Origin of the sequence: Shimia sp. (assembly GCF_049116215.1) — a bacterium.
In the GTDB taxonomy this organism is placed as follows: domain Bacteria; phylum Pseudomonadota; class Alphaproteobacteria; order Rhodobacterales; family Rhodobacteraceae; genus Shimia.
In genome coordinates this window covers 90,294-108,969 of the sequence record NZ_JAGDZB010000001.1, presented here as the reverse complement: position 1 = coordinate 108,969, position 18,676 = coordinate 90,294, and the positions used below count along the sequence as shown (strand labels likewise).

The window sequence follows — 18,676 nt, the reverse complement described above, 5'->3', positions numbered from 1 at the left end:
AAACATCACCTTGATCACCCCCGACGCGCCAATGAGCCCCGCCACACATGGTGGGCGAGCCAAATGTTTGCAGCGTCTGGTACGGTTGGACCTGCCGGTGCCGGCAACTGTGGCGCTGTCGTTTGAGGCGGTTCATGGGCTGGCTGCAGGAGAGTTGCCAGATATGGCGCGGATGCTGGCGCCGTTTGGGGACGATCAGCTGTTGTGTGTGCGGCCGAGCTCCGAAGATCCTGATTGGGGTGGTCCCGGTGCCATTCTGAATATCGGGATGAACGATGCGCTGTTGGGCACCCTCAGTGAGAGCATTGGATCGGAGGCGGCCACCAAGCTCTACCTGAAGTTCATTCAGTCCTACTCCACACATGTGGCGCGGCTTGATCCCGATATTTTTGACGATCTGGACAGTGATGATGCGGATGCGGTGTCCGATTTTCTGGCGGCGTATGAGGATGAGGCCGAGGAGCCGTTTCCACAAGCGCTTGAAACCCAATTGATTGGTGTTTTGCGCTCTATGGCGCGGGCCTGGGAAGGCACTACTGCAAGGTTGCTGCGCCAAGCCAAAGGGGCACCGGCGGATGCAGGGCTTGGGCTGGTCATTCAGGCGATGGCGCTTGGGGTTGGCAAAGGCGAAAGTGGCAGTGGCGTCTTGCAGCTTGTGAACAGCGACACGGGCCTGCCGCAGATCACTGGCCGATATTTGAGCCAGTCACAGGGACGGGACGCGTTGCAATCCGGAGCGGCTGCGCTGTTTTTGCAGCAGGACGAACGCGGTCCTTCGTTGGAGGAAAAAGCACCGCAGGCGTTTGATCAATTGATCGAGTTTTCAATTCTGATGCGAAAGCGTCTGCGCGAGGAAATGCAAATCGAGTTCACACTTGAAAACGGGCAGCTTCGCATTCTGGACGGCGTCCGCGTGCAACGCAGTGCGCGTGCTGCGGTCCGCATTGCCGTGTCTTTGGCGGAGGACAAAATCATTCCGCGTGAAGAGGCGGTGATGCGGGTGGAGCCGCGCGCGCTCAACGAGTTGTTGCACCGTCAGGTGGACCCGGAAGCAGAACGGGACGTGTTGGGCACCGGCATTGCGGCCAGTCCCGGAGCAGCCACAGGGAAGATTGTTTTCACGGCGGCGGAAGCGCAGGCAAGCGCGGCCCGTGGCGAAGCTTGTGTGCTGGTGCGGCGCGAAACCAATCCGGAAGACATTCGCGGGATGCACGCTGCGAGCGCCGCTTTGACAGAGCGCGGCGGCATGACCAGCCATGCGGCGGTGATCGGCCGTGGTCTTGGTTTGCCATGTGTTGTTGGCGCGACATCTATGCGCTTTCAAACCCGCAAGAAACGGATTGTCGCGACAGATGGGCGGGTGTTCCAAGAGGGTGATGTGATCACTGTGGACGGCACGAACGGGCAGATTTTGGCGGGTCATCCTAAGATGCTGGAAGCGGCTTTGGATGATTCCTTTCAGACCCTGATGGAATGGGCGGACGAAAGCCGCGATATCGGAGTGCGCGCCAACGCGGACACGCCTGCCGACGCAAAGACCGCGCTGACTTTCCAGGCCGAAGGCATTGGCCTGTGTCGTACAGAACATATGTTTTTTGAGGCAGATCAGCTGATCGCGATGCGGGAAGTCATTTTTGCCAATGGGCCGGAAGACCGCAGCGTGGCGTTGCAGGCTTTGCTGCCGATGCAGCGCGACATGTTTGTTGAGTTGTTTGAGTTGATGGACGGACGACCGTTGTGCATTCGCCTGTTTGACCCGCCGCTTCACGAATTTCTGCCAACAGATCGCGCGGGATTGCGTGACTTGGCGGAGGCGTTGAACTTGCCGTTGTCGGATGTGACACGGCGGGTTGAAGCTCTTGTGGAGTATAACCCAATGCTGGGCATGCGCGGTGTCCGGCTTGGGATTACGGTTCCTGAAATTCTCGACATGCAGGCGCGCGCTATTTTTGAAGCGACACTGGATTCTTGTGGCGACAATGACCCGGTTGTTCCAGAAATCATGATCCCTCTGGTGTCGGCAAAACGCGAAGTCGAACTGGTTAAAACCCGCATTGAAGCCATTGCGGCCGCTGTGAAGACTGAGCGGGGGCGCGATTTTGACTATCGCCTTGGGGTTATGGTGGAAACGCCTCGTGCGGCACTGAGGGCGGAAGACATCGCGCCGCACTGCGAGTTTTTCAGCTTTGGCACAAACGATCTCACGCAGATGACCTATGGATTATCTCGTGATGATGCGGGCCGTTTTATGAGCCCTTATGTGCAGCAAGGCGTTTTCCCTGAGGATCCGTTCCACACGCTGGATCAAGAAGGGGTTGGCGAGTTGCTGCGACTGGGCGCCGAGCGCGGGCGGCGTGCGCAGCCGAACTTAACGCTGTCTGTGTGTGGCGAACATGGGGGTTCTCCCGAATCGATTGCCTTCTGTCGCGAGATTGGTTTGGACTATGTGTCGTGCTCGCCATTCCGGGTGCCCGTTGCCCGGCTTGCGGCCGCGCAATTGGCAATTTCAGATAAGTTGCAATAAAATAAGAGAAAATTTTCCATAGAATTGCTGAGTTTCCGTCACACCTTTGGTGCGGCATTGTGCATTAGTGGACCATTTACGTTTTTTCCTTTAAGACACGCCTCGTTAATAGCTGCCAGGGGTGTATTGCCCCGCTAAGAGGTTCCGATGCGCCAACTGATTGTTAGTGTTATTGCATTTGCTTTGTCTGCCGGTATGGGAGTCGCAGAAGCGACACCTTCCAATGTCAAAAACAAAGAAAAGCCCCGCCAGTTGGTGCTGTTTGATGGCAAGTCGCTCCGTGATATTTTTGGCAAAAAGCAACCAAAACCAACTGAGATCAGCTACAGCCGCTCCTTTATTGACAGCCAACCGAAGGTGGCGGAAGAGAACCGTACCGCGGAGTGGCAGTGTCTTTCCGAAGCGCTGTATTTTGAAGCCCGTGGCGAAAGCGTGAAGGGGCAGTTTGCGGTGGCAGAGGTCATCATGAACCGGTCCAACCACGCCTCTTTTCCGGACAGCGTCTGTGGCGTGATCAATCAGGGCACTGCGAGTGGTCGCAAATATCAGTGTCAGTTTACCTATAACTGTGACGGTATCAGCAACAAAATCCGTGAGCACGGGGCGTATGAACGTGTCGGCAAAGTGGCGCAGCTGCTTTTGGGCGGCGCGCCAAAACAGCTTACGGATGGCGCGACGCACTACCACACCAAAGCGGTGAACCCACGTTGGGCGCGCACTTTCCCGCGCACCACGACAATTGGCGTGCATCATTTCTACCGGATGCCGACACGTCTTTCCCAAAACTAAGCCAATGTGGAAAATCGGGCGTTTCAGCGGCGTATTGCGCCGCTTTCCGCTATGGCTTGCTTGGGGCGGGCCTGCTAAAGCCTGCGAATATCCTGTCTAAGGGACAGACAACTGCGCGGAACTGACCCATGAGCAACGAAATTCGACTGGCCTTTGCCCACCCTTCGGAACGCGCGGAGGCGACGTCCGGATCTGATCCGCTGGATCGGATCTCTTTGCGGGATCATATTGTCGAAGTTGAGATTGGGGCGTTTCAGGCGGAGCGGGGTGCCACGCAGCGCGTGTGTTTTAATGTTGTCGTTGAAGTGCTTCCAACCAACGCGGCGGTGGCTGGGGATGATGTGGACCGCATTTTATCCTATGACAAAGTTACTGAAGCCATCGCTTTTGAGTTGTCGGCAGAACGCTTGAACCTTCTGGAAACCTTGGCCGCCCGCGTGGCGGATCGGGTGTTGCTGGAGCCGCAGGCGCAGCGGGTTTTTGTACGGATTGAGAAGCTGGACCGAGGCCCGGGGGCATTGGGCGTCGAGATTGTGCGTTCGCGCAAGGCGCATCTGGCACCGGTGGAAACGCTGGCCGAAGAGGAGCCGCCAAAGCCGCGGGTGGTCTATTTGAGCAATGAGGCGCGGACTTCTGAAAACCTGTCGGGTTGGATCGATCAACTGGAAGAAGCCGAGGCTCCGTTGATTTTTTGTGTGGGCGCGCCGGACGTAACGGCGCCGCAGACTGGCCAAGAATTGACGCAGAGGCGTGTGGACCTGCTGGCGATTGAACAAAATGCCTGGATGCTGGCGGCGCGAGACAAGCGGTGTGTTGTTGTGGATACGCGGACAGAGCTGGATTGGGCGATGAAGAATGGCCAAATTTGCGTGTGGGCGCCTTCCAAGATTGTACTAGACGCGGTGGAAGGACCGGATGCTCCGCCCAGCGATCCTATGGGGCTTGCGGGGTGGTTCGCGGCTGAGATGCAGTCGGAAGCGTTCTGGGTCATTGGGGATGTTGATGCGACCATAGCGAAAGCATCAATGCGGCACGTTGCAATCTCCCAGAAAGCCCTCTGAACTCTTGATTTTTACGCCGGGTTTGCGCAAGCAGCCGATATGAAACTATATTATCGTCCCATTGCTCAAACCGATGCCGCACGTCCCCAAGGTGCCAGAACATTGGCCGGCGGCTGGTGTTGGTTTACCCATGTTGAAGTGTTGCAACGTGGTCATGCTGCTCATGTAAGCTGGGCGACAGATGTTCCAGATGACGTGCTGACACGGCTTTGTGCAGCGCGTACCCCAATCTGCGGTTTGGATATGGGCGTAGCCCATCTTATGGGGATTTTGAACGTGACGCCGGACAGCTTTTCAGACGGCGGGCAATTCGACGGTGTTGCACCCGCTTTGCGACAGGCAGAGGCTATGGCGGCGGCGGGTGCTGGCTTGATCGATATTGGTGGAGAAAGCACACGGCCGGGTGCGGATTTTGTGCCGATTGAGGATGAGATTGCACGGACCGCGCTTGCCATTCGCGAGATTTCTGGCAGGCTGGATGTGCCGGTCAGTATCGATACACGTAAGTCTGAGGTAGCGCGTCAGGCTTTGTCGGCAGGAGCGTCACTGATAAATGACGTGTCCGGGTTTACCTATGATCCGCAGTTGGCGGATGTTGCCAGAGCGGCAAACGCGCCAGTGTGCGTGATGCATGCGCAAGGCGACCCGGCGACGATGCAGCAAAATCCAACCTATGACGATGTTTTGCTTGATGTTTATGACTTCCTTGAAACACAAGTTGAGCGCCTATCTGACATGGGTATTGCACGTGAGCAGATCGTTGTGGATCCGGGTATTGGCTTTGGCAAAACCCTTACACATAACCTTGCTTTGCTGGCGCGACTGAGCCTGTTTCATGGCTTGGGTTGTCCCGTTCTTTTGGGGGCCTCGCGGAAAAAGTTTATCGGCACCATCGGCAAGGCTTCGCTTGCGCAAAAGCGGATACCGGGCTCGGTGGCGGTTGCGCTTGAAGGTGTGGCGCAAGGCGCGCAAATTGTGCGCGTACATGACGTGGCGGAGACCCGTCAGGCTTTGAATCTGTGGCAGGCAGTGACGACAGGAGACTACAATGACGCGTAAATTTTTTGGAACCGACGGGGTTCGCGGCACTGCCAATACCTATCCAATGACCGCTGAAATGGCGTTGCGGATCGGGGCGGCTGTTGGGCGGTATTTTCGAAATGACGGCACCAACCAGCACCGGGTGGTGATTGGCAAAGATACGCGGCTATCAGGTTATATGTTTGAGAACGCGCTTACCGCAGGTTTGACGTCCACTGGCATGAATGTGTTTTTGCTTGGTCCTGTACCAACGCCCGCGGTTGGTTTGCTCACAACCTCAATGCGAGCCGATCTTGGTGTGATGATTTCCGCCAGCCACAATCCCGCAGATGACAATGGGATCAAGTTCTTTGGACCGGACGGGTTCAAGCTGTCCGACGAAGTTGAGCTGGAACTGGAGAAGCTGATTGAAAGCGGCGTCGAGCTTGCTCAAGCGCAAAACATTGGCCGCGCACAACGGATTGATGATGGGCGGTTCCGCTATATTGAACGTGTAAAAAGCTCTCTCCCGCGGGACTTGCCTTTGCGTGGTGTGAAGGTGGTGATCGATTGCGCCAACGGCGCGGCCTACCGTGCGGCACCGGAGGCCCTGTGGGAGCTGGGTGCGGAAGTGATCACAGTTGGTGTCACGCCAAACGGCTACAACATCAACGAGAATTGCGGGTCTACTAGCCCGCGCACCGCGCAGGAGACCGTTGTCGCTCATGGCGCTGATGTCGGGATCTGTCTAGATGGCGACGCCGATCGGGTGATGATCATCGACGAGAAGGGCAAAGTGGCCGACGGTGATCAGATCATGGGGCTTCTGGCCAGCCAATGGGCGGAGCAAGGTCGGTTGAAAGGTGGCGCACTTGTAGCGACCGTGATGTCCAATCTCGGTTTGGAGCGTTTCTTGGAAGGCAAAGGCTTGCGGTTGGAGCGCACGGCGGTTGGGGACCGTTATGTCGTGGAAGCCATGCGCAAAGGTGGTTTCAATTTGGGTGGCGAGCAATCTGGGCACATCGTGATGACGGATTACGCCACCACAGGCGATGGTCTGATGGCTGGCCTGCAGTTTCTCGCTGCGATGGTGGAAAGCGGTAAAAAGGCGTCTGAGTTGGCGCAGGTGTTTGAAACCGTGCCTCAGATGCTCAAGAACGTGCGCTATAGCGCCGGGCAGTCACCGTTGGACGCTGACACAGTTAAGGCAGCGATTTTGGATGCGGAAGCGGCGTTGGTTGGGCAAGGGCGTCTGTTGATCCGTAAATCCGGTACAGAGCCACTTGTGCGCGTGATGGCTGAGTGTGAGGATGCGCAGCTATTGGAGCGCACCGTCGACAGTGTCGTCGATGCTGTTCAGGCCGCCGTCGCCTGAACAGTCATACGGTTTTTGAGCCAAATAGGCGCTGCAAGGCCCCGAGCTGGCTCAATGCTACACCAGATAGAATCAGAAGCGTAGCCCACACCATAGAGCCGGGCAGCGGCTCTCCCATCAGCGTCACCCCAAACACAACCGACCAGAGCGGCACCTGATAATTGGTGAGGCTCATGAACACGGGGCCAGCGCTGCGGATCACCACGATGCGCAACAGCGTGGCTCCGGCTGTGGGCACAAGGCCAAGCAATGCAACCAGCGCTAGCCCCTCCAGTGGGGGCGTCGGTGGCAAGCCATGTTGAATGAACGCCAATGGGATGACCATACAGCTGCCAAAAATCAGGGTTGCAGCAGCTAGGCCGACGGGGTCGAGTGGAGGGAGTTTGCGCAGCACGATTGAGGAAACGCCGTAACAACTTGCGGCCGCGAGGCAGGCAATCTGCCCTGCGGTTTCCAATGGGCTGCCGCTGGAGGCAAAGGCCGCAGGTCCAATCAGGACAAGCACGCCCGCAAAGCCGATGAAGAAGCCAAAGTTGCGGCGCAGGGTCATGCGTTCGCCAGGAACAAGGATATGTGCAAGCGGCAGTACAATCAAGGCGACAGCGGCCATTGAGACACCGGTGAAGGCAGAGGTGACGTATTGTTGCGCCCAAGCCAGCAACATGAAGGGCACAGCGGCACTGAATACCGAGACAAACCCCAACCTTGTCCAGTCCGTTTCTTGAGTTGTGAACATACGCCCGCCACGCATCTGCCAAATCGCGACGGTAATCACCGCTGCAAAACCAATCCGTCCGGCGGCAACCCAAAAAGGTGGCAGGTGGCCAAGCGCGAGTTTCTGCACCATGAAAGTCCCCCCCCAGATCAGCCCAAGCAGAGCGACCATTATCCAACTTTTGAGGGTGATCTCAGGAGTAGAAGTCATGTGTTGCCTGCAAAAAGCGACAGGGCGAGAAATGTAAAAAGAGCAGCGTGCCCAAAGGTGATGAGAATGCCTGCGAATTTCCAGCCCAAGGGGGTGGGAGCGCCAGGGCGAGACCGCGCAACGGCAATTGTCAGGGCAAACTGATACAGAGCCAACAATGCAGCCAAGGTACCTGGAATGGCTTCATTGATTGGCAATACCAAAAGGAGTGCCATGAGAGGTTGATGGAACAAGGCAGTCCCGTAGTTGCCGACCCAAAAAGTTTCGCCAGAGGGGCGTTCTCCACGCAACACCGCCCGCAACCACGTGGGGGTAAACAGAGTCTTTTTTCCGTTTGTGTCGTTGGTCATGCGAAGGTCCCCTAAATCAACGGATGGACCATGCTTCGTGGCGACGAAAAGGTCAAATAGGTGATTGGAAAGTGATGGCTCTAACCAAAAAAAGGGGAGCCAAAGCTCCCCTTTTCCCAACGTTGAACCGCTTAGTTCTTTGCTTTGTCGACCATTTTACCGGCAGAGATCCAAGGCATCATGCCGCGCAGTTTCTCACCGGTGGCTTCGATCTGGTGCTCGTCGTTGGCACGGCGGGACGCTTTGATGGTTGGCTGACCAACAGCATTTTCCAGCATGAAGTCACGTACAAATTTGCCGGACTGGATGTCAGACAGAACGTCTTTCATACGCGCTTTGGTCTCGTCGTAGTTCAGGATGCGTGGGCCGGTGACGTACTGGCCATATTCTGCAGTGTTGGAGATGGAGTAATCCATGTTTGCGATGCCGCCTTCATAGATCAGATCCACGATCAGCTTCACTTCGTGCAGGCACTCAAAGTACGCCATTTCAGGGGCATAGCCGGCTTCCACCAGAGTTTCAAAACCACAGCGGATCAGCTCTACCAGGCCGCCGCAGAGAACAGCTTGCTCGCCGAACAGGTCGGTTTCACACTCCTCGCGGAAGTTGGTTTCGATGATGCCGGAGCGGCCGCCACCGATGGCGGAACAGTAGGACAGGCCGATTTCCAGCGCTTTGCCGGTTGCGTCGGTGTCAACAGCTACCAAGCAAGGTACGCCGCCGCCTTTAGTGTATTCACCGCGCACGGTGTGACCTGGGCCTTTTGGCGCCATCATGATCACGTCCACGCCTTCTTTTGGCTCGATCAGGCCGAAGTGCACGTTCAGGCCGTGGGCAAACGCGATGGCGGCGCCTGGCTTGATATTGTCGTGTACGTATTTCTTGTAGGTTTCTGCCTGAAGTTCGTCGGGCATGGTGAACATGATCACGTCACACCAAGCAGCCGCTTCGGCGATGCCCATAACTTTCAGGCCTTCGCCTTCGGCTTTCTTTGCAGATGGGGAGCCTTCGCGCAGAGCAACCACAACGTTTTTCGCGCCGGAGTCGCGCAGGTTCAGCGCGTGGGCGTGACCTTGGGACCCGTAGCCCAGGATGGCAACGTTCAGGTCTTTGATCAGGTTAATGTCGCAATCGCGATCGTAATAAACGCGCATGATGGGCGCTCCTCTGTTTGTGTCTGGGGGCAGAATACGGTTTTTGTGGTGGTGAGCGACCATGTTTCGCTGGAATTTTTGCGGAAAATAGGTGTAATCATTCCCCCAGAAGTGATAATTGGTGAAATTCATGCTTGATGACCTTGATCGGCGGATACTGCGCTACATGCAGGCGGACCCGACTCAGTCTGTGCCTGATTTGGCGGATCGCTTGTCTTTGACGACCGCTCGCCTGACGCGGCGGATTGAGAAGCTAAAGGACGCCGGGGTATTGCGTGGCCAGCGGGCTGTGATCGATTGGCAGGCACTTGGTTATACGGTGGAAGTCTCGTTGCGGGTGACGTTGGATAAGACGCAATCGCGGGCGTTTGATGAGTTTATCGAAGCGGCGCGGGACATTCCGGAAGTCACGGAAATACAAACGTTTCTCGGGCGTGTGGATGTGCGACTGTCGGTGATTGCCAAAGACATGGGGCATTATCAGGAAGTGTATCGCAGCCGTATTCTGACGTTGCCGCATATTGCGGACATTGAATCTCTCATGCATGTGGCGCGGATTAAATCTGATGAAAGCCTGCCGATATGATCGAGTTGGATGAGATTGATCGTATTCTTCTCAAGGCGTTAGCAGAAGATGCCACCCAGAACGCTGGCGCTTTGGGGCGGCGGTTTGGCTTGTCGCAGCCGGCAACCTGGCGGCGGATCAAGCGGTTGCAGGACAGTGGTGCGATTGCGGGGCGGAAGCTGGACCTGGATTATGAGAAGCTCGGCTTTGGGGTGACAGTGTTCTTGGGCGTGAAGCTGGCCACCAAAGGGCGGGTGAGTTTGGACGATTTTGAGCGGGCGGTTTCGGCCATTCCAGAGGTGCAGACCGTGGAGCATGTACTGGGATTGTATGACTACCGACTCCGGGTCACGGCCCGCGATATATCTGATTTTGAACGGGTTTTGCGGCGGCGGGTGATGACTTTGCCGGGTGTCGGAAATGTGGAGGCTAATGTTTTGTTGAGCGAAGAGCGGCGGCCGGGGCCGCTGTAAACGCTTGATTGAAATGACGAAGGGTCTTGAAGGCTTTGGGTGATTGGTTGGCGCGCCACTTTGGGCTACACCTTATGTAACATGATAAGGAGTTTCCCCATGGCACATGATATCGATCCCGGTGGGCTGAGCGAGTTTTCCGTGGTTTTCACGGACCGATCTTTGAACCATATGTCCAAGACTTTTCAGCAGGTTATGCGGGACATCTCCGACCTGTTGAAGCAGGTCTATAACGCTGATGCGGTGGCCTTGGTGCCCGGTGGCGGAACCTATGGAATGGAAGCTGTGGCGCGGCAGTTTGCGGCGGGGCAGAAAACATTGGTGGTGCGCAACGGGTGGTTCTCTTACCGCTGGAGCCAGATTTTTGAAGCTGGCGGCTTTGCGGCGGAGAGCACGGTGATGAAGGCGCGGCAGACTGGAAACGGGGCCACTGCGCCGTTTGCACCAGCACCGATCGCAGACGTGGTTGCGGAAATTCATAAGCAAAAACCGCAGGTTGTCTTTGCGCCTCATGTGGAAACCAGCGCCGGTGTGATCTTGCCAGATGACTACATCAAGGCCATGGCTGACGCCGCACATGAGGTTGGCGCTCTAATGGTTCTCGATTGCATCGCGTCGGGTTGTGTTTGGATCGACATGAAAGCGTTGGGTGTAGATGTGTTGTGCTCTGCACCGCAGAAAGGTTGGAGCGCGTCACCGTCCGCTGGGCTGGTGATGATGTCGGATAAGGCCTTGGCGCGGTTGGAAAATACCCAGTCTGACAGCTTTGCGCTCGATCTGAAAAAGTGGCGTGACATCATGGTGGCTTATGAGAATGGCGGCCATGCCTACCACGCGACCATGCCAACAGATTCGCTGCGGGCGTTCCGCGACACCATGTTGGAAACCAAAGAATATGGCTTTGATAAGCTGCGTTTGGCGCAGTGGGCTTTGGGCGACGGTGTGCGTAACTTGCTGAAAGACAAAGGCATTCAATCGGTTGCGGCGGATGGCTTTGGCGCGCCGGGGGTGGTGGTGAGCTACACCGGCGATCCAGGTGTTCAGAACGGCAGCAAGTTTGCTGCTGAGGGTATGCAGATTGCGGCCGGTGTACCGCTGGCCTGTGATGAGCCTGAGGGCTTCATGACCTTCCGGCTGGGGCTGTTTGGATTGGATAAATTGTACGACGTGGACGCGACAATAAATCGTTTACGAAATGTGCTCGATACGGTGCTTTAGCACGTCGGTATCGCGTCGGTATTACGACTGTTTTGCGGAGGTGGCGTTTTTGGCGCTGCCTCCGTTTGATTTTGGTGTTTGCTTTGCAGAAATGGCTGCGCGTTGGTCAACGTGTTGTCAGTCGGCGCATAGTGATGTTGCTGTTTGAGGGCAGTCCGTAGCGAAGAGTGAGGGCAATTACCCCAAGGCTGATCACCAGCCAGAGTCCGCCCCAAAACAGTGTCGAGCCGCCAACCTGTTCCGCCAGAATACGTGCATCAGAGCGCAGGTGGGCGCGGCGGATGGTGTCGTCAAAAATGTCCAGAGGTGCGTAGATCATGCTGCTGATGCCGATGGTACGCAGGATCATATCGTTGATGTCCATGCTGAGGAAGCGGCTGGCCAGTAGCATCGCCGCGCCGGTGGCAAATGTGAAGCCAAGCGCAAAGAGATCGCGCACATAGAAAGCCGCCACCGATAGGGTGATGACGCCGAACACCGCCAAGATGGTCCGGTCCCAATGGGTGCGCAGTGCCAGAACAAAGAGCGCGGCGCCGATCAGGAGTGAGCCGAGGTATCCGGCCGAGGTGATCCAGAACGGGCTGCCGCCGCGAGCGGTGACCAGACCGCCTTCGTTGGGGCTTACTGACAGGCTGAGGACTTCGCCTCCGGTGGCTATTGCGGCGACTGCATGCGAGAGCTCATGTAGGAACACCGTGAGAATGCGCAGCGGCAATAGCACATCGGTGTTCCACAAGAGCGTGATTAGCAGCGTCAGGGTCAGAAGCTGCCAATGATTGCTGAGGAAGGTACTTAGCGACCGCATCGGTCAGCGCACGCCCAGCCCCATTTGCATCAGTGTTTTGCGCACAGGCGCCAGCGAATAGAGCGCGTTCAGGCCAAGGGCGCGGGCGTTGCGCAGCGGTTGCGCTTCGGCCATGGAGGCGCGGTTGAGCATGTCGATGCCTTTCACGCGCAGTTTGACCTCGGCGAAGCGTTTGCGGTGGTAACGCTCCAGCATACGCTCGCTGCCGAGATCGGCGGGGTCGGCTTTGGCCAGTTCAAGCAGGACGCGCATGTCTCCCAAACTCATGTTCAGACCCTGCGCGCCGATGGGGGGCACGACGTGGGCGGCTTCAGCGACCAGCGCGAGGCGCTGGCTGTAGAGCCGGTCGGCGGATTGCGAGATGATCGGCCAGATGGTGCGGTTGGACGCCAGCGTGAGCGGGCCAAAGAGAGCGCAACTGCGCTCTGTCATTTCCGCCTCAAACTCGGCCTTTTCCATAGCAAAGAGTTCTTGCGCGCGTGGACCGCGTTCCATCCAAACCAGAGCGGACGAGGGCATGCCGTTGTGATCTGGCAATGGCACCAAAGTGAAAGGCCCGCCGGAGCGGTGGATTTCGGTGGAGACGTTGGCATGCGGGATCGGGTGGGTCACCGCCAGCGCCAGCGCTTTTTGCCCATAGCGTGTGGTCTTGGTGCCGATGCCCGCAGCCTCGCGCATGGGCGAGTTGCGGCCATCGGCGGCGATCACCAGACGGGCACGGGTTTGACTGCCATCGGACAGGCCAACGCGGGCTTCATGTGTGCGGGTGAACAGCGTGGTGGTGCCACAGCCCATGCGCAGATCGACATTGGGCAGCTCTTCCAGTCGCGCGATCATTTCGCGGCGCAAGAGCCAGTTTGGCAGGTTCCAGCCAAAGGGCTGTTCAGAGATGTCGGAGGCATCGAAGTCTTTCACGATGCGCGGCTCGGCCACTTCGCCACCGGCGTCGACAATGCGCATGATTTGCAGCGGGGCGGCGTGGGCGTCGAGGCGTTGCCAAAGGCCCGCCTCTTCCAGCAACGTGCGGGCCGGTTGCAAGAAGGCTGTTGTGCGCATGTCGGCACCTTTGGCGTCCCGCTCTGTGATGGCGGGCGCAGGGTCGACGCATTGCACGGTAAATCCGGCAGCGCCAAAGGCGGCAGCGGCAGTCAAACCGGCGATGCCGCCGCCGGAAATCAGGATGTCCACTTGGGTTGTCTCAGTCATGGCAAAGGCCTCCTGCGCGGCACCTTACGCCTGGCTCAAACCAGTTCCAAGGGGATGAAATGTCACCCGCGTGAAATCAGGATCAGAGCGAGGTAAACCACGGGAACCAAAGCCACAGCCGGGATGTAGAGACCAGGCACGCCAAACATCACAATCGAGGTGCCCCAGAGGGCGACAAGCAGGGCGATGCCGGCCCAAACCCAGGTGGCCGGGTCCAGTTTGGTTTTGGTTGTTGGGGCGGAAACGTCAGAGGCAGAGGCGAGGCTCATAAGGGCAGTCCTTTACAGGGCCCGCGCCGGGGAGGGTGCGGGGAACAGGGAGGATAACGCTAAAAGATAGCACTGTGGGACACGACACTGCCGCGCTCCCCCGATCTCTCAGACCTGTCAGAAAGGCTCTCCTGCCGCATGCTTTAGATATTCATCTGGGTTGCATGTTTAAACTGGCACCTTGTCGCACTGCGACCACATGCCCGACCCGACCTTTAGCGTAGTTTTGACAGAAAAGCGGTGAGATCGTCGGTGTGGAAGTGGATGTGATCATGATCCAGCGGATCTGGCGCGACGTGCACGGTGCGCATGCCCATGTCGTGGGGGGCTTGCAGGTTGCGGGCGTCGTCTTCGAACATGGCGGCGGTTTTGGTGTCCACGCCGTCTTTCTCAAAGATGGTTTCAAAGGCGGCGCGTTCCGGTTTGGGCAGGAAATTGGCGTGCTCGACCCCGTAGATGGCGTCAAACAGACCGTCCAAGCCGCGAGAGGCCAGCACGCGTTCGGCATAGGGCGCGGTGCCGTTGGTGTAGACAATGCGGCGGCCGGGCAGCTCTTTGATGTATTGCGCCAGCAGGTGGTCGGCCTGCATGTGATCCAGTGAGATGTCGTGCACATCAATCAGGTAGGGCGCCGGGTCAACATCGTGTTCGCGCATCAGGCCGGTGAGGGTCGTGCCGTAGCGCGCCCAATAGTCTTGCCGCAGTTGGTTGGCCTTGGGGCGGTCGACGCCCAGAGCGGTCATCACATAGTTGGTCATCCGCACCTCGATCTGATCAAACAGACGGGCTTCGGGCGGGTAGAGGGTGTTGTCGAGATCAAACACCCAGGTGGAGACATGCGAGAAAGACTGCTTTGGCATAGGTGGGTGATACGCGGGGCGGTGGTCTGGCGCAACGGGGAAACAGATTCTCCATTGTGCCGTCGGGGTTGCATCAATTGGCGCAGCGCGTAGTCTGGCCTGCAAGACAATAAAGGACCGCGCCACATGTCGCAGACGACACGCCCAAACAAAGATGCCTATACGCTGATCTTGGAAGCGATTGATGTGGGGGTGTACAAGCCGGGGGATCGGCTGGTGGAGAGCGATCTGGCGGAGCGGTTTGGCATGTCGCGCACCCCGATCCGCGAAGCTTTGCAGCGGCTGGAGACGCAATCCTTGTTGGCGCGGGACGGGCGCAGCTTGATTGTGAACTCGCTGGATCACAACCAGATGGCGGAGCTCTATGTGGTGCGCGGGGAGCTTGAGGGTTTGGCCGCGCGATTGGCGGCGCATCATGCAACCACTGAAGAGGTGCAGGTGTTGCAGGATATGGTCAATGAAGATCAGCAACGGGTGGATGATCCGTCGGCTTTGGCGCGCTCTAACCGGCGGTTTCATAAGCAGATCCATCTGGCGAGCCACAACCGTTATCTGGTGCAGCAGTTGGATTTAGTGCATCGCTCGATGGCGTTGATGGCGACCACTTCAATTGCAGTGGAAGGGCGCGGTGAGGACACGTTGGTGGAGCATCAGGCGATTGTCGATGCGATCACGGCACGCGATGGCGATGCGGCGGACGCGGCCTTGCGGGCGCATATCTCGACGGCCTTTGTGACCCGTCTGAAGCAGGAAAACTCTGACTGATCAGCCGGTTTCGCTGGCGTGACAGGTGCCGTGGTCGACGGCCTCGGCGGTTTTGCCGTGGCTGGTTTTGTCCCAGTAGAATGGGGCGAGGACCATTTCGATCAGACCTTTGTATGCCGCCAGGGTGGCCAGTGGAAAATATAGCAGCATAGATAGGATCCACGGGTAGAGGCGGGGACGGTTGCTTTTTTGCACGGCTGTGATCCAGATTGCGCCGTTGGTGGTGCCGGACAGCAATAGGGTTGTTGCGAGGATCAATAGCGTTTCCCGCTGTAGGATGTCAGTCAGGGGATGTGGCAGGCCAAAGGCCGCGCCCCATAGAAGCCATAGAAAGGGCGCCAGGAGAAACTGGCTGATCGTGCAGAGAAACAGCACTTGAAACCCCAAAAATTGGCGCGACCCGAGCTCGTGCCACAATCGCAGCGGGCTGCGCATATGGACAATGTAGGTGGCCATGTAGCCTTTGAGCCAGCGGGATCGCTGCCGGATCCAGGGAATAACATGACAGTTGGCCTCCTCTTTGGTGACGGTGGGAATGAGCACCGTGCAATATCCGCGTCGAGCAAGGCGTATACCAAGATCGGCGTCTTCGGTGACGTTGTGGCTGTCCCAGCCGCCAACTTCCTCGATGACACTGCGGCGCAAAAACAGTGTGGTGCCGCCCAGAGGGATTGGAAGCCGCAGGCGCTTTAACGCGGGCAGCACCAGTCGAAACCAAGCGGCATACTCAATGGCAAAGCAGCGAGAGAGCCAGTTGGTGTAAGGGTTGTAATAGTCCAGAACGCCTTGCAGGCAGGCAACGTCTGAGGCGGCATGGGCAAAATGATACGCCACTTGCTCCAATTGGTCCGGGGCGGGGGCGTCTTCGGCGTCCCAGATGCCAATGATCTCCCCCCGGCAAAATGGCAGAGCGTAGTTGAGCGCGCGCGGTTTGGTGGTGATGCCGGAGCCGGTGGGCACCTCGACAACGCGCATCCAGCGCGGCAGACGGGTTTGGGCGACGGTGGCTTGGGTGAGCTGGTCTTTCTCTTCGAGGACCAACACCACGTCGAGCAAGGCGCGTGGATAGGTCAGCCGCGTGAGACGGCGGATCAGGGCGGTGGCGATTTCGGTTTCTCGATACAGTGGCACCATCATGGAGATGCGTGGCAGGCGGGCGCGACGACCGTTGCGGGTTAGGTGGGCAGGCAGGGTAAATGGCGCGGCGGCGGACCAGCGTAAGGTTGGGGCCGGCAGTGTCCCCCCTTTGGGCCAGAGGTGAAAGCAGAGGGCCGCGATGCGCATGCTGGTGGCGGCGATCAGGGTGACAATGGTCCACCAGGTAAGCAAGTGCAGCGCCAGGTTGGGGACGGGCACGGCAGCAACCACGAGCAGGAGCAACAGGCAAACAAACAGGCAATGACGCAGGACAGCACCGTGGGCAAAGCGGCGGCAACTCTCAGTTTCCGGCACAGACGACTCGGCGGCTTCGGTCAGGGCGCGGCGGTGATGCAGAGCGATATGCGCTTGCAGCTGTTTGGCATCGGTGAGCGCAAAAAGTGCCTCGCGCAGATGGGCGGGCAGGACCGCGCGCAGGTCATCGAGATGATCGGCGCGGCCGGTGACCAAAATAACGGTGTCGCCAATTTTGACCCAAGGCAGCACGTTGTGTTTGAGACAGAAGGCGGGCGGCAACAGGTCCGCCGCAGAGGCCGAGGGCGGCGTGCGGGTAAGATCGACCTGACGCAGGTCTTCGGATTGGGCTTTGAAGCTGTGAAAAGCTGCATTTGTGACCCAGCCCTGGGCGGTCAGGATTTCGGTTAGGGTGGCATTCCAGGAAGACTGACAGCGCAAGGCGAAGAACAGCTGCCACGGGGTGACCAAACCTGCCTCGATCAAGGCGCGGGCCAAAGGCAGCCGCGCCGCGTCCTGCGGTTGATGTCGTTGAAGAGACTGCTGAAGAGGCGTGGTGGCCATACCGCACACCTAACTCGCTAAAATACACCGTTTTAGCCTGTGCGTGTATGGTTAATGCAAAGTTAACGTATGGCGGGCACGCCGCCATACGTCTGGATTTCCATACCTGAGGATCAGGCGCGCGCTGCCATGGCTGCGGCGAAGTTCTCAAACAGGTAGAAGCTGTCCTGTGGGCCGGGGGAGGCCTCCGGGTGGTGCTGTACGGAGAACACCGGCTTGTCTGCGAGGCGGATGCCGCAGTTGGAGCCGTCAAACAGGGAGACGTGGGATTCCACCACACCTTCGGGCAGGGTTTGAGCGTCGACCGCAAAGCCGTGGTTCATCGAGGTGATTTCCACTTTGCCGGTGTCATGGTCTTTCACAGGGTGGTTTGCACCATGGTGACCGTGGTTCATTTTCACGGTCTTTGCCCCCAGCGCGAGCGCCAGCATCTGGTGACCAAGGCAGATGCCAAACACCGGAATGTCAGCTTTCAGAACCTCTTGGATCATCGGCACAGCATATTCGCCTGTTGCCGCAGGGTCGCCTGGGCCATTGGAGAGGAACACACCATCCGGGCCATGCGCGAGCACTTCTTCGGCGGTGGCGGTGGCTGGCAGGACGGTGACGTCACAACCCACAGAGGCCAAGCAACGCAGGATGTTGCGCTTGGCGCCAAAGTCGACGGCCACAACTTTGTGCTTGGGATCGGTCAACTTAGGGTAGCCATCCGGCCATGCCCACCGCATCTCGTTCCAGTGGTAGCTTTGCGCACAAGTGACTTCTTTGGCCAGGTCCAGACCTTCCAGACCGGAGAAGGCGCGGGCTTTGGCGACCAGCGCCTCAGTGTCAAATTCGCCATCCGGGTTGTGGGCCAGTGCCACGTGCGGCGAACCTTGCTGACGGATGGCGCGGGTCAGGCGACGGGTGTCGACACCGCCAATGGCGATGCGGCCACGGGAAGCCAACCAGTCAGACAGGGTGTTCACGGAGCGCCAGCTCGAAGGTGTCGTTGGATCCCACTTCACCACCATGCCAGCGGCAACGGGATCCGCGGTTTCGTCATCTTCCGGTGTGACACCGGTGTTGCCGATGTGCGGGAAGGTGAAGGTCACAACCTGACCGGCATAAGACGGGTCGGTCATGATTTCCTGATAACCGGTCATGGCGGTGTTAAAGCAGAGTTCCGCAACTGTTTCGCCGGTGGCGCCAAAGCCACGTCCGTAAAACAGAGTGCCATCAGCAAGAGCGAGGCAGGCGGTCGGGTGATCGGGGGTCGAGGCGGTCATGGGCGAGTCTCCGGCTGGCAAATTGGCCGATGCATATGTCGGCGGGCGACGGGCGTCAAGCAGATGTGCATTCTCAGTGACCCCTTATTTTAA

The 18,676-nt window shown here is 58.1% G+C and carries 18 protein-coding genes; 9 read left to right on the top strand and 9 right to left on the bottom strand.

What is annotated here, in order from left to right:
• Positions 1–31: 31 nt before the first annotated feature.
• The 5 genes from JXR15_RS00525 to glmM all read left to right on the top strand — a co-directional run bounded on the left by JXR15_RS00525 (position 32) and on the right by glmM (position 6,769).
• Positions 32–2,524, top strand: a complete 2,493-nt coding sequence (locus JXR15_RS00525; RefSeq protein ID WP_422052221.1) for a putative PEP-binding protein — start codon at positions 32–34, stop codon at positions 2,522–2,524.
• Between the two features lie 147 nt (positions 2,525–2,671).
• Positions 2,672–3,313, top strand: coding sequence for a cell wall hydrolase (locus JXR15_RS00520; RefSeq protein ID WP_422051317.1), 642 nt, complete (start codon positions 2,672–2,674; stop codon positions 3,311–3,313).
• Positions 3,314–3,441: 128 nt separating this feature from the next.
• Positions 3,442–4,374 (top strand): dihydroneopterin aldolase, encoded by a 933-nt coding sequence (locus tag JXR15_RS00515; RefSeq protein WP_422051316.1) that lies wholly within the window; start codon positions 3,442–3,444, stop codon positions 4,372–4,374.
• A 39-nt stretch (positions 4,375–4,413) separates the two neighbouring features.
• Complete coding sequence (gene folP, locus JXR15_RS00510; RefSeq protein ID WP_422051315.1) at positions 4,414–5,433, top strand: dihydropteroate synthase; 1,020 nt, start codon at positions 4,414–4,416, stop codon at positions 5,431–5,433.
• Entirely contained in the window at positions 5,423–6,769 is a 1,347-nt protein-coding gene (glmM, locus tag JXR15_RS00505; protein WP_422051314.1) for a phosphoglucosamine mutase, read from the top strand. The genes folP and glmM overlap by 11 nt, the downstream gene beginning before the upstream one ends.
• Before the next feature lie 4 nt (positions 6,770–6,773).
• Here the strand turns inward: glmM and JXR15_RS00500 are convergent, their stop codons facing one another.
• The 3 genes from JXR15_RS00500 to ilvC form a co-directional block, all read right to left on the bottom strand.
• The gene (locus JXR15_RS00500) at positions 6,774–7,655 is read right to left on the bottom strand and encodes a DMT family transporter (protein WP_422052220.1); all 882 of its coding nucleotides are present in this window, start codon (positions 7,653–7,655) and stop codon (positions 6,774–6,776) included.
• 35 nt (positions 7,656–7,690) lie between these two features.
• A complete protein-coding gene (locus tag JXR15_RS00495; protein WP_422051313.1) occupies positions 7,691–8,044 on the bottom strand; it encodes a hypothetical protein in 354 nt (117 codons plus the stop codon).
• Positions 8,045–8,175: 131 nt separating this feature from the next.
• On the bottom strand, positions 8,176–9,198 hold the full coding sequence (ilvC, locus tag JXR15_RS00490) for a ketol-acid reductoisomerase (protein ID WP_422051312.1): 1,023 nt from the start codon (positions 9,196–9,198) through the stop codon (positions 8,176–8,178).
• Between the two features lie 130 nt (positions 9,199–9,328).
• Here ilvC and JXR15_RS00485 point away from each other — a divergent pair, with 130 nt between their 5' ends.
• From JXR15_RS00485 to JXR15_RS00475, 3 genes are all read left to right on the top strand, one after another.
• Positions 9,329–9,784, top strand: a complete 456-nt coding sequence (locus JXR15_RS00485) for an Lrp/AsnC family transcriptional regulator (RefSeq protein WP_422051311.1) — start codon at positions 9,329–9,331, stop codon at positions 9,782–9,784.
• Entirely contained in the window at positions 9,781–10,236 is a 456-nt protein-coding gene (locus tag JXR15_RS00480; RefSeq protein WP_422051310.1) for an Lrp/AsnC family transcriptional regulator, read from the top strand. Before JXR15_RS00485 ends, JXR15_RS00480 begins: the two co-directional genes overlap by 4 nt.
• 99 nt (positions 10,237–10,335) lie before the next feature.
• Positions 10,336–11,454, top strand: coding sequence for an aminotransferase class V-fold PLP-dependent enzyme (locus tag JXR15_RS00475; protein WP_422051309.1), 1,119 nt, complete (start codon positions 10,336–10,338; stop codon positions 11,452–11,454).
• Between the two features lie 106 nt (positions 11,455–11,560).
• Here the strand turns inward: JXR15_RS00475 and JXR15_RS00470 are convergent, their stop codons facing one another.
• From JXR15_RS00470 to JXR15_RS00455, 4 genes are all read right to left on the bottom strand, one after another.
• Positions 11,561–12,259 (bottom strand): M50 family metallopeptidase, encoded by a 699-nt coding sequence (locus tag JXR15_RS00470; RefSeq protein ID WP_422051308.1) that lies wholly within the window; start codon positions 12,257–12,259, stop codon positions 11,561–11,563.
• 3 nt (positions 12,260–12,262) lie between these two features.
• A complete protein-coding gene (locus JXR15_RS00465; protein WP_422051307.1) occupies positions 12,263–13,465 on the bottom strand; it encodes a UbiH/UbiF family hydroxylase in 1,203 nt (400 codons plus the stop codon).
• Positions 13,466–13,527: 62 nt separating this feature from the next.
• Complete coding sequence (locus JXR15_RS00460; RefSeq protein ID WP_422051306.1) at positions 13,528–13,734, bottom strand: hypothetical protein; 207 nt, start codon at positions 13,732–13,734, stop codon at positions 13,528–13,530.
• A gap of 215 nt (positions 13,735–13,949) precedes the next feature.
• Positions 13,950–14,594 carry a pyrimidine 5'-nucleotidase gene (locus tag JXR15_RS00455; protein WP_422051305.1) on the bottom strand — a complete coding sequence of 215 codons (645 nt, stop codon included), beginning with the start codon at positions 14,592–14,594 and terminating at the stop codon, positions 13,950–13,952.
• A 126-nt stretch (positions 14,595–14,720) separates the two neighbouring features.
• Between JXR15_RS00455 and JXR15_RS00450 the strand changes: the two genes are divergently transcribed.
• A complete protein-coding gene (locus JXR15_RS00450) occupies positions 14,721–15,359 on the top strand; it encodes a GntR family transcriptional regulator (RefSeq protein ID WP_422051304.1) in 639 nt (212 codons plus the stop codon).
• On the opposite strand, the gene JXR15_RS00445 is transcribed toward JXR15_RS00450, so the two are convergent.
• Positions 15,360–17,315 carry a glycosyltransferase family 2 protein gene (locus JXR15_RS00445; RefSeq protein ID WP_422051303.1) on the bottom strand — a complete coding sequence of 652 codons (1,956 nt, stop codon included), beginning with the start codon at positions 17,313–17,315 and terminating at the stop codon, positions 15,360–15,362.
• A 113-nt stretch (positions 17,316–17,428) separates the two neighbouring features.
• Entirely contained in the window at positions 17,429–18,583 is a 1,155-nt protein-coding gene (gene carA / locus JXR15_RS00440; protein WP_422051302.1) for a glutamine-hydrolyzing carbamoyl-phosphate synthase small subunit, read from the bottom strand.
• Positions 18,584–18,676: the final 93 nt, after the last annotated feature.